Origin of the sequence: Candidatus Accumulibacter meliphilus (genome assembly GCF_036625345.1) — a bacterium.
GTDB classification, from domain to species: Bacteria; Pseudomonadota; Gammaproteobacteria; order Burkholderiales; family Rhodocyclaceae; genus Accumulibacter; species Accumulibacter meliphilus.
The window spans coordinates 83,249-95,029 of record NZ_JAZKTZ010000010.1 but is presented as its reverse complement, the minus strand read 5'-3'; the positions used below and the strand labels follow the sequence as shown (position 1 = coordinate 95,029).

Below are 11,781 nucleotides of genomic sequence, written 5' to 3'. Positions count from 1 at the left end.
TCGTGCCCAGGCACGTTCAAAAGTTTTCGCCGCTGAGTTCGGCGTCGGCGGGATTGACGTTCAGCGGCGCGCGCTTGGGTTCGAGAAGCTCGACCGAACGCGGCCTGTGGATCGCCAGTTGACGCAGGTCGGCGCTGGCCTGGATGTCGGGAAGAAAGAAACCATCTGGTGCATTCATGACGTTGTCTCCGGTAGAGGGAAGAGAGTGAGAATCACTGCTGACGGACGGTCGATAGCCGCTTGCCGCTGCGCTCGATGAGGTATCCATGGAAGTTCCAGTGCGGCTGTGCTCACCGCTCGCCTGCCGCGAAAGTCATCTGGCACACATTGTCCACGACATACAAGACAGATATACGAAGACTTCAGGCATGAAAAGCATTCGTATCGTCGGCGGTGATTACGCCTATAAGCACGCTTTTACGCTGCTATCAGAGGGACGTCGGTAGCCACTTCCACAATTCAGAGCACCGATCGCAATGCAAAAAGCCAGATTTCCGTGCTTTCTTTGTCTTGGACATTCGTCTTCATGGCTCAAATATATGGGCGCAGAAAGGGTTTGTCAAGCCAATTTCCATGTTTGTCCTGGACAACCCTGGAGATATGCGCGACACTTCGACATCAGGAAGCAATTCACAGGTTTTCTTGCCAACTTGCCCAGGACGTCATGACAACTCTCCCCTCCATGAACATCAGCGCCGTCGAGCGCGACACCGGTCTGGGCAAGGACACCCTACGCGTCTGGGAGCGTCGTTATGGCTTCCCGCAACCGGCGCGAAACGACAATGGCGAACGCGTTTACCCGGCCGAGCAGGTCGATCGACTGCGCCAGATGAAGCGCCTGATCGACCAGGGCCACCGACCCGGCCGGCTGGTGGCGGCTAGCGACGAAGAGTTCGCACAGCTTTGCAGTGCCGCCACCTCGGGCGGCAGGAACGAGACAGCCGCGGGCGAGGCGTCACTGATCGCCAGGATGATCGCCCTGGTCAAGGCCAACGATGTTCCAGCACTGCGCCAGGCGCTGAACCAGGCAATGATGCGCATGGGTCTGCAGCGCTTCGTCATCGACGTCGTCGCGCCACTCAATGACGCCGTTGGCGAAGCATGGATGACGGGCGAGTTTCAGGTCTTCGAAGAACATCTCTACACCGAGCAGATCAAGTCGCTGTTGCGCCAGGCGATCGGCAACCTGCCGACAGGCGGCGGCCCGCGCGTGCTGCTCACGACGCCGCCCGACGAGCAGCACGTCCTCGGCCTGTTGATGGTCGAGGCCTTGCTCGGCCTCGACGGCGCCACCTGTATTTCACTGGGTACGCAAACGCCGCTGGTAGACATCCAGCGGGCCACCGCGGCACATGCTGCAGACATCGTAGCGGTATCGCTTTCTGCGGCTTTTTCCGGACGCCAGGTGCGTCCACTGCTCAGCCAGCTGCGCGCGATGCTGCCGGCGACCGTCGAACTCTGGGTGGGTGGCGCAGGCGCCCAACCCATGCCAGCGCAAAGCGGCATCGTGCCTTTGCCGACACTGCAGGCTGCTCTCGACGCGCTGGAAAGCTGGCGAAAGAGCCGCGCGAACGGCGACTAAGGCCATTTCGTACAAACGGTGCTGGCACCCAAGGCGCCGCTACGGGCAGAGGTCAGCGCGCTCGTCGGCGTCCCGGACGGTACGCCGGCGGTAATCGCAATCGTCGCGACCGCTGCGCCAATCACCATGCCACACCGGTCGTCCGAGTGGACAGAGGGAGCGTTCCTCGCGCGCGGACGATATGTGCAGTAGAAAGTTCCCTACTATTGAGGTAGTCTTGCAAACTGAGTTCGCAGACTTCGAATCTGGTCATGTTTCTGAAAGGGACGGCAATAATGACTTCCGGAGAACCAATGGCAGAAGGCGTGACCCTCATGTTCATGGGCATGGGCACGGTTTTTTTCTTTCTCACGCTCCTCGTAGTGGTGACCTCTCTGATGTCATCGCTGATCCAGAAATATGAGCCCAAGCCACTCATCATGCCGAAAACTCCCGAATCGCCCGGCCCGCTGGACGATCAAATACTGCTGGCAGTGATAAGCGCGGCAATCCATAAGCATCGCGCCAGATAAGTCGCGAATCGTAGCTACAAACTAACGGTCATCACCTGTCGAGACACCATAATCGTGATATTCATGACCGTCCTCCTCGCTTGCAGTGCGCAGTGTGCATCCCGCCTTGCACGCCGGAATCGTTCGACGGGCAGGGAGCATGCTCCCCGAATTCCCCATCTAATACCCCACCCTTCTCCCCACAAGGGGAGAAGGGACATTCGTGAGTCGCGCTCGCGGCTATCACATGAAAAGGCTGACCAGACATGATCAACGCTAGAAAACCAGTGGGAATTACCGAAGTTGTATTGAGAGACGCCCACCAGTCGCTGTTTGCAACCCGCCTCCGTCTTGAAGACATGCTGCCCATCGCGGCAAAGATCGACCAGGTTGGCTACTGGTCGGTAGAAACCTGGGGCGGCGCAACCTTCGATGCCTGCATCCGCTATCTCGGCGAGGATCCCTGGCGTCGCCTGCGCGAACTCAAGAAAGCCATTCCCAATACGCCTCACCAGATGTTGCTGCGCAGTCAGAATCTGCTCGGCTATCGCCACTATGCCGACGACTTGACCGAGCGCTTCGTCGAGCGTGCAGCGGACAATGGCATGGATGTATTCCGGATCTTCGATGCGATGAATGACCCCCGCAACATGGAGTGCTCGGTCAAGGCCGTTCGCAAGGTTGGCAGGCACGCCCAAGGCACCTTGTCCTACACTACCAGCCCGGTTCACAACACCGAGACCTGGATGAATCTGGCCAGGCAGCTGGAAGACATGGGCGCACACTCCATCTGCATCAAGGACATGGCAGGCCTGTTGCATCCGTATGACGCGTACGAATTGGTCAGCAAACTCAAAGTGGCGACTTCCCTGCCTATTCATATGCATTGTCACGCCACGACCGGCCTGTCGGTGCCAACCCTGGTCAAGGCAATCGAAGCCAATATCGACAACGTCGATACCTCGATTTCGTCAATGAGCATGACCTATGGACATTCACCAACGGAAACTATCAACGCGATTTTTCAAGCACGCCCCGGTGATCCAGGACTGAATCTTGAACTACTCGCTGAAATTGCCGACTACTTCCGCGAAGTCAGAAAGAAGTACGCAAAATTCGAAGGCGAACTAAAAGGCGTCGATGCTCGTATCCTTATTGCCCAGGTCCCAGGTGGCATGCTCACCAATATGGAAAGCCAGCTCAAAGATCAACAGGCGGGCGACAAGCTTGCCGAGGTACTGCAGGAGATCCCGCGCGTCCGCCAGGATCTCGGCAATATCGCCCTGGTGACCCCGACCTCCCAGATTGTCGGTACACAGGCCGTTTTGAACGTTCTCAGTGGCGAACGCTATAAAAACATCACCAAGGAAACCGCCGGCATTCTTAAAGGCGAATATGGTGCCACCTCCTCGCCGGTAAACAAGGAATTACAGGCACGCGTCCTGAATGGCGCGGCGCCGATCACCTGCCGTCCGGCGGATCTGCTCAAGCCGGAAATCGAGACACTGACCAAGGAGCTGCGCAATCTGGCGAAAGTCGACAATTTCAAACTGGAAAGTGGCGACCGAGAGATCGACGACGTTCTCACCTACGCGCTCTTTCCCCAGATCGGCCTGAAGTTCCTGAAGAATCGTGGCAACGCCAGCGCCTTTGAGGCCGCGCCCAGCGCCGAAGATGCGCAGCCGAAAGCCAAAGCGGCCGTCGCCGCTCCCAAAGCTGCCGCCAGCGTCTATACCGTCAGCCTCAACGGCCAATCCTATGTCGTGCAGGTCGCTGATGGGGGCGATATCACGCAACTCGCACCGATCGCCGCGAGCACCGCCCCGGCGGCGCCTGCTGCTGCACCTGCTGCTGCACCCGCAGGCGGAGGCAATGGTGAAACGGTGAAATCTCCGCTGGCAGGCAATATCGTCAAGGTGGAAGTCGTGCCTGGCGAGCGGGTCAACGAAGGCGATGTCCTGATCATCCTTGAAGCCATGAAAATGGAGACCGAAGTCAGAGCCGCAAAAACCGGAGTCATCGGCAGCGTGGCGGTCAAATCCGGCGATGCAGTTGCCGTTGGCGACCCACTCCTGACCCTGGGATAAGAGACTATGGATGGCATGCTTATCCTGCTCAAGGACTCCGGTATTTATCAGTTGGAGGCCGGGCAGTTCGTAATGATGCTGGTTGGCCTGCTGCTCCTCTATCTGGCCATCAAGAAAAACTTCGAACCCTTATTGCTGCTCCCGATTGGTTTCGGCGCCATTCTCGTCAACGTGCCTGGCGCCGGATTTCTCGCAGCGCCGGTACTCGATGCCAGCGGCCACCTGGCCAGCCCCGGCGGCATTCTCCATTACGTCTATGAAACGGGCATCGCCACCGGGCTCTTCCCGCTGGTGATTTTCATGGGCGTCGGAGCGTTGACCGATTTCGGACCCGTGCTGGCCAATCCGCGAACCCTGCTCCTGGGTGCTGCCGCCCAGTTTGGTATCTTCGCGACAGTGCTCGGTGCGCTCGCGCTATCGGCCATGAACCTCATGGACTTCAGCCTGGCCGATGCCGCAGCAATTGGCATCATCGGCGGTGCGGATGGTCCCACGGCGATTTTCGTCGCCAGTCGACTGGCCCCCGATCTGCTCGGAGCAATAGCCGTTGCCGCCTATTCCTATATGGCGCTGGTGCCCTTGATTCAGCCGCCAATCATGCGTTTTCTCACAACCGTCGAAGAGCGCAGAATCGAGATGCAGCAGCTGCGATCAGTATCCAAAACAGAAAAGATCATTTTTCCCTTGGCGCTACTGCTTCTCGTGGCCTTGTTTCTGCCGACCGCGGCGCCACTGCTGGGAATGTTCTGCTTCGGCAACCTGATGCGCGAAAGCGGCGTGGTCGATCGTTTAAGCGATACCGCCCGCAATGCGCTGATTAACATCACCACCATCTTTCTGGGTCTGGGTGTCGGCTCGAAGTTGAGTTCAGAAGCGTTTCTGAATCAGAAAACGCTGGGCATTCTGGTCCTCGGAATTATTGCCTTTGCCATCGGCACGGCATCCGGGGTGCTGATGGCGAAACTGATGAACCGCTTCAGCAGCACCAAGATCAATCCCTTGATCGGTGCCGCCGGAGTATCGGCGGTACCGATGGCCGCCAGGGTCGCCAACAAGGTCGGACTGGAAGCCAACCCGCAGAACTTCCTGCTGATGCACGCGATGGGTCCCAACGTGGCCGGCGTGATCGGTTCCGCAGTCGCTGCCGGGGTGATGATCAGTTACGTTAACGGGCTGGGTTTGTAGGGTCGTACGCACCGCAGGTGCGCTCTACAGGTCCACTCCTCAAGGTCCGCCAGTCTCCCCTGAAGGGGCTTCAACGCACTCTCCTTCTCTCCGACATCAGCTCATGTAAGGTGCGCGCGGCCGCTTTCATCGGCGTGCGGCTGTGCGACGAATCGGGCGATCCTCATTTGGTCGGCCGCAGCGGCGAATGGAGTAGCTAAACGCCATCTTTTGGCTGCAACGACTCAAAATTGACCCGGCCGGACGGCCGCCCGTCACCCTCGACTGCTTGTCGATGACCGCTTTGTAGTACGATCACCGGGCGGCATCTTTCGGCCAGGAAGAGACAGTGGAGAAGTCTGCCGAAAGCAACCATTGCAGCGGCCTGGGTGCATGCTATCGACCTAGTTTGCGAAGCGCCGCCTTTCACGATTCGTTTATCATCTATAGAATCAGCATACATCGGACGCAGAGCTTTCTACGGTAGGGCTTCCAGCGTTCCGAGCGACATCGATTTCATGAGCAGCCCCTGGTGTTACACAGCAAAACTGTCGCCGTAGAACAAAGTTATGTGGCATTACTAACGAGGGCATACGATGAGAATCGGAATCCAATACTTGACATGGTTTGACTATTCGAATCCTGGTGCTGGCGAAAACGGTAATGGATGGAAGCATCGGCCGAATCCAAATGGTCCGGAACTGCGGCCGTTCAAGTTCCCACTGGACCAGATTGTCCGTTCCCACATGATTGACAATTCTTCGCAGGGGACGTGCTATAGTTCCATGCTTCCAGAAACCGCGCATCGGCATGCGCACTGGCTTCGCAACCTCGGTGTCGACTTCGTGGTTTTTGACTGCAGCAACGTAACGAAGATGTCCGATCCAGACGCTAACGGAATCTTTCAGGCGTCCAGGCGAGCAATTGAGGGCTTTCGATCGAACCAAGCAGATCGCATCAAGGTCGCATATCAGCTATCGCTCACATGTTGGCAGCAACAGTGCCACGCTAACGTCGATGCTCCACACAATCGCGAACTGTATACGTGGAACGATCACGTTCGAAATCACGTGGAGTCGATCTACGCGGCATATCTCTCTAACCCCGACGTATTCGAGACGGTTCCAACCGACGGCAATAAGCCGCTGCTTATTTTCTATTGCAACACAGGTCGCGATGTTTACGATCCCAATGCTCCTGATAAGCAGTACTGGCCGTTCAATAATGACCTACGTGAACATTATCCACGCTGGCCCGCCTTTAACGAAAGAGTGTCTACGGGTGAACTTGTTCGCAATCTTTTTTCTGTCCGGTTTTCACTACATTGTCCAGTCGACAGCAATTTTTCTGATGCCCCGGAAATCTGGCCATTTCAATGCGATACGGAAGGAAGCATTTTCAATGAAGCTGGATATGCAGCACTAAGAGTTGGAAACCGATCGCGCAACATTGCGGCATTCGATCGGATGGTTGAGGCGTCTCGCGAAAAATCATACTTGATACTTCGGTGTTTCAACGAGTTCTCAACGACCGACGAGGATTACCGGGATGGCCATGTCTATACTATGGAGGTTAACAACCGATTGCATCACCACGATGAACAAGGGGGCGACCCTTGGTTTCATTGGAACCGAATGCGGACCAAGTTGGCATCCGTTAGCTAATAAGAGGTCGAGCTGCCACATAACGAATAAGGATAGATCGTGGCTTCGCACGATCTATCCTTATTCGTTAGAGCGCTTACCCCATGCAGCCCAATCCTCTCAACTTAGCATGAATGCATAGAGTTGGGCGGAGCTTGAACGGCGCCAGTTTCCATTGCATAATGGCGGTGTAACATATTGTTTATAAAGGGTAATTGCATGACACCCTTCATATGCGAAAGTAATTAACTGGCTTGCCAACTATCTGTTTTCACAGGAACTATTGGAAAACGCCCGTCTCAAGCCGACGTATTTCATCCGCGACCGCACGCTCAGCTTCCCAACCGTCCTGACTTTTTTGCTGTCCGGCGTACAGGGTGCGGTCCAGGCTGAACTGGATCAGTTCTTTGCCAACCTGAAAAATCGTGCGGACTCGGTGCGTTTGGTGAGCGCCCAGGCTTTCTGCAAGGCGCGCTACAAGATCGGTGCTTTGGTGTTCGGTGACGTCAATCAGAAGTTGATGGACCTGGTCGAAGAGCATCTGCCGGTGCCGCGATGGCAAGGTCTGCGGGTGGTGGCTGGCGATGGCGCGGCGGTCCGTCTGACGACGATGAAAGACGGTGTTCGTTCGATCGTCACGGGCGTGGCGTTTGGGCTGTACTTGCCGGGAATGGAGTTGTTCCTTCACTTCGTGCTGCAGCATGGCGCGTGTGACGAGCGCCAGATGCTCTTCGAAGCGATCGAGCGGCTGCGGGTCGATGACCTGCTGGTGCTCGACCGTGGCTTTCCGTGTCGCTGGCTGGCGGCAGCACTGACTGCGCGCGGGATCCCTTTCTGCATTCGCTGTGACATTTCTCGTGGATTCAGGGTAGTACGCCAGTTCATGCACTCGGGGCAGAGCGAGCAGCTGGTGACACTGCGGGCGCCAAATGCGCGTGATGCGCAGGATTACGAGTGCCCGGCGACGCCGACAACGGTTCGCTTGGTGCGGGTGGTCACGCCGAACGGGCGGCAACATGGGAAATAGGGAAATAGGGGACAGACCACGGTTCCGATGCAGTAGGGAAATAGGGGACAGACCACGGTTCCGATGCAGAATACACCTGTGGGCAACAGTGGAGGAAAAAACCATGCCGCGGCGCGCCCGCCTGACGCTTCGCGCCGTTCCCATGCACCTCATTCAGCGGGGCAACAGCCGGCAGGCCTGTTTTTTTTGTGGCCGATGACTACCGCTTGTACCTCGACTGGCTCAAGGAGTACTCCGTCAAGACCGGCTGTCGGATTCATGCTTTCGTGCTGATGACGAACCACGTGCATCTGCTTGTTTCGGCGACAACGGGAAACGGTGTTGGCGCCTTGATGAAAGCGCTGGGGCAGCGCAACGTCCAATACGTCAATCGAACTTATCGGCGTTCCGGTACGCTCTGGGAAGGCCGCTTCCGCTCGTGTCTGACCCAGGAAGAAGGATACCTCCTCGCGTGCCAGCGCTACATCGAACTCAATCCTGTTCGCGCTAGGCTCGTCGAACATCCGTCCGAATATCCATGGTCGAGTTATCGGGGGAACGCCGAAGGCGAAGGCAATTCTTTGGTCGATCCGCATCCGCTGTATCTTGCATTGGGAACGGACCCGGCAACGCGGCAAGCAGCCTATCGCGACCTCTTCCGAGATCAACTGGATCCACAACTGATAGACGGGCTTCGCCGTGCAACCAACGGAAATTTTGCGCTAGCCGGCCTTTAACACCTCGTTGTCATATTCCGGGCTTTTCTGGCCGGCGCCAATCTTAAGTTGTTGATTTCACAGAGCTGCAATTTTGGCGGCGTATTGTTGTGCCATAATAGTTTTCGCAATCCAGTTTTTCCCCTTGCTTTTCTTGTACGATCGTGGCCATGTTTATCCGACAGACACGAACGAACAACAAGGCCACCGGCGAGGGTTACTTCACCTATCGGCTGGTGCGTGGGGAACGCATCGCAGGCAAGGTCCGTCAGATCACGCTACTGAATCTCGGACGCAACTTCGCCATCAAGCAGGACGACTGGCCGGTGCTCTGTCGGCGCATCGAACAGCTGCTGCACCCCCAGGAAGCGCTGCTGCCGTTGCCATGCACAGGTGATATCGAAAGTGCAGCCCAGCGCTACGCAGGGCAACTGATTGTGCGGGCGCCGACCAGCGACTCGGCGGCGGCACAGAGCAGCGACCCTGCGGCGCAGCCGCGTCCGCCGGTAACGTTCACGGAAGTCGATATTGATTCGCTGCAAACGATGCAGCCGCGTTCGGTTGGCGTTGAGCACGTCGCTCTGCATGCGCTGACCGAACTGGGCATTATTGACCAGTTGCAGGAGTTGGGCGTCAATGGCGTGCTGCGGGCATCGATTATCGGCAATCTGATCGGGAGGATGGGCCATCCGGGCTCCGAACGGGTGACCTGGAACTGGCTGCAGAAGCACAGCGCTTTGGGCGAACTCATTGACGTCGACTTCCTGTCGATGTCGCACATGAGCCTTTACCGTGCTTCGGACGCGCTGATGAAGCATCGGGAAGCGATTGAAGCGCGTTTGTTCAGCACCGTTCGCACGCTCTTTGGTCTGGAAGAGACGGTCACACTCTACGACCTGACCAACACCTATTTTGAAGGCGAAGTCGCGAGCAATCGCAAGGCCAAGCGTGCTCGCTCCAAGGAGAAGCGTAGCGATTGCCCCTTGGTGACGCTCGGCCTGGTGCTCGATGGCAGCGGTTTTGTTCGCCGCTCGCAAACCTTCGAAGGCAATGTCAGCGAAGCCGGCACGCTGGCCGGCATGCTCACCGGACTGAATGCCGCGGCAGGGGCGCTGGTGATCATGGATGCGGGCATCGCCACCGAAGCCAACGTCGCCTGGCTGGTCGAACACGGCTATCGCTACCTGGTGGTTCGTCGCGGGGGGAGCCGCCAGTTCGATGAAACACAGGCGGTCACCATCGAGACCGCCGACGAGCAACCGTTGCGGCTGCAGAAGGTGCTCAGTGAAGACGGCCAAGAGCTGCACTTATTCTGCCATTCACCGAGTCGCCAGTTCAAGGAGGAGGCGATGAGCGCGTCCTGCAGCCAGCGCTTCGAAGCCGGATTGCAGCAAATCCGGGACGGCCTGGCCAAGCCGCGCGCCGAGAAACGGCCCGAGAAATTACGCGAACGAATTGACCGGCTCAAGCAAAAGAGTCGTGGCACCAGCCAGCATTACACGGTGGACCTGGTGACTGACGAATCGGGCAAGCGGGTTACCGGGATCACCTGGACGAAGGTGCCGCGCGAGGGAAGCCAGGCGACGCACCCGGGCGTTTATTGCTTGCGTACCAATCAACTCGACTGGGACGAAGAGCGACTCTGGCGCACCTACACTCTGCTAACCGATCTGGAGAGCGTGTTCCGCAGTCTCAAGAGCGAGCTGGGTTTGCGGCCGGTCTATCATCACAAGGAAGATCGCGCCGACGGCCATCTCTTCATTACCGTGCTGGCTTACCCGTGCGTGCAGTTTCTTCGCCTAAAGCTGAAGGCGGCGGGCATTCACGACAGTTGGACCACCCTGCGCGAGACGCTCTCAGTTCAGCGCCGCGTGACGACGACTTTCCGCCAGCGCGATGGCCGCACGCTACATGTGCGCAAGGCCACCAACGCCGAGCCCGAGCTGATGGCGATCTATCGCGCCTTGGGCGTCAACCCCGAACCCGGAGGAACCAAAAAACTGACTTCCTGACACGCTATTACGCGCTTGTTGCTTGTTGATTTCTGTTTCGTAACTCCCTGTTTTTTATAAGAGCGCTTGGCCCGCGCGTGGCGCGGAGTTGGGAGGCTGATTAGCCAGGCCAAGACCGGATTGTCGGCGCTCGCGCTCAAACGACACCTGGGCGTGAGTTATCCAACGGCGTGGCTCATTCATCACAAACTGATGCACGCCATGGCTGCACGCGAAGAGCGCTATGTTCTCAGCGGCCAGGTCCAGGTCGATGATGCCTACCTCGGCGGCCAGCGTAGCGGCGGGAAGGCCGGTCGTGGCTCCGAGAACAAAGTCCCTTTCGTGGCCGCCGTCTCGCTCAGCGATGAGGGCCATCCTTTGCGCGTCAACCTCTCGCCAGTGCCCGGCTTCACCCTCGAGGCGGTTGCCGTGTGGGCCAGCACCAACTTGGCCGTGGGCAGCACCGTATGTTCCGATGGCCTGGCCTGTTTCAGCGCGGTCACCGAGGCCGGGTGTGTGCATCAGCCCACGGTCGTCGCGGCGCGAAAGCCAAAAGAATTGCCCGAGTTCCAGTGGGTCAACACCGTCCTCGGCAATCTCAAGACCAGTTTGACCGGCAGCTACCATGCATTCGCCTTCCGAAAGTATGCAGCCCGCTACTTGGCCGCATTTACCTACCGCGTCAACCGCCGATTCGACCTCAGGACGCTACACGAGCGCTTGCTTGTCGCCGCAGCTCGCTGTGGCGCGCAGCCCGAGGGTACGATTCGGATGGCTGAGGTTCATTGCTAATCAGCCTCCCAACTCCGCGCCGCGCGCGGGCCAGGCGCTCTTATAAAAAACAGGGAGCTACGTTTCTGTTTCTTGTGAGGAGACGAGTTGTCATCGCCCGTCGTGGGAGGACTCGTGCCTGTGGTGATGCGCCTGGCCGGGCGGATCACCACAGGCACTGAGCGGGGCAGGATTCAGATGACTTTTCAAGGGCCACCGGGGCGAAATGGATATTGACGCCCCAGAATTGATGGAGGCTCATATACTCATATAGTCTATACTCTTATGGCACCGTTGGATTTCTTATCCTTCGCCCAGGATGCCGAGGTT

The 11,781-nt window shown here is 57.8% G+C and carries 10 protein-coding genes; 9 read left to right on the top strand and 1 reads right to left on the bottom strand.

Going from position 1 to position 11,781, the window contains the following annotated elements:
- Positions 1 to 16 precede the first annotated feature (16 nt).
- Positions 17 to 178, bottom strand: a complete 162-nt coding sequence (locus V5B40_RS19390) for a hypothetical protein (RefSeq protein ID WP_332356036.1) — start codon at positions 176 to 178, stop codon at positions 17 to 19.
- A gap of 486 nt (positions 179 to 664) precedes the next feature.
- Between V5B40_RS19390 and V5B40_RS19385 the strand changes: the two genes are divergently transcribed.
- The 9 genes from V5B40_RS19385 to V5B40_RS19345 all read left to right on the top strand — a co-directional run bounded on the left by V5B40_RS19385 (position 665) and on the right by V5B40_RS19345 (position 11,472).
- A complete protein-coding gene (locus V5B40_RS19385) occupies positions 665 to 1,582 on the top strand; it encodes a MerR family transcriptional regulator (RefSeq protein WP_332356035.1) in 918 nt (305 codons plus the stop codon).
- A 293-nt stretch (positions 1,583 to 1,875) separates the two neighbouring features.
- The gene (locus V5B40_RS19380; protein WP_332356034.1) at positions 1,876 to 2,094 is read left to right on the top strand and encodes an OadG family protein; all 219 of its coding nucleotides are present in this window, start codon (positions 1,876 to 1,878) and stop codon (positions 2,092 to 2,094) included.
- Positions 2,095 to 2,339: 245 nt separating this feature from the next.
- Positions 2,340 to 4,160 carry a sodium-extruding oxaloacetate decarboxylase subunit alpha gene (oadA, locus tag V5B40_RS19375; protein ID WP_332356032.1) on the top strand — a complete coding sequence of 607 codons (1,821 nt, stop codon included), beginning with the start codon at positions 2,340 to 2,342 and terminating at the stop codon, positions 4,158 to 4,160.
- Positions 4,161 to 4,166: 6 nt separating this feature from the next.
- On the top strand, positions 4,167 to 5,345 hold the full coding sequence (locus V5B40_RS19370; RefSeq protein WP_332356031.1) for a sodium ion-translocating decarboxylase subunit beta: 1,179 nt from the start codon (positions 4,167 to 4,169) through the stop codon (positions 5,343 to 5,345).
- A 575-nt stretch (positions 5,346 to 5,920) separates the two neighbouring features.
- Positions 5,921 to 6,988 (top strand): hypothetical protein, encoded by a 1,068-nt coding sequence (locus V5B40_RS19365; protein WP_332356030.1) that lies wholly within the window; start codon positions 5,921 to 5,923, stop codon positions 6,986 to 6,988.
- Positions 6,989 to 7,250: 262 nt separating this feature from the next.
- On the top strand, positions 7,251 to 7,994 hold the full coding sequence (locus tag V5B40_RS19360; protein ID WP_332356029.1) for a hypothetical protein: 744 nt from the start codon (positions 7,251 to 7,253) through the stop codon (positions 7,992 to 7,994).
- A gap of 188 nt (positions 7,995 to 8,182) precedes the next feature.
- The gene (locus V5B40_RS19355) at positions 8,183 to 8,710 is read left to right on the top strand and encodes a transposase (RefSeq protein WP_332356028.1); all 528 of its coding nucleotides are present in this window, start codon (positions 8,183 to 8,185) and stop codon (positions 8,708 to 8,710) included.
- A 149-nt stretch (positions 8,711 to 8,859) separates the two neighbouring features.
- Complete coding sequence (locus V5B40_RS19350; protein ID WP_332356027.1) at positions 8,860 to 10,701, top strand: IS1634 family transposase; 1,842 nt, start codon at positions 8,860 to 8,862, stop codon at positions 10,699 to 10,701.
- A 66-nt stretch (positions 10,702 to 10,767) separates the two neighbouring features.
- Positions 10,768 to 11,472, top strand: coding sequence for an IS1595 family transposase (locus tag V5B40_RS19345; protein WP_434735890.1), 705 nt, complete (start codon positions 10,768 to 10,770; stop codon positions 11,470 to 11,472).
- Positions 11,473 to 11,781 lie beyond the last annotated feature (309 nt).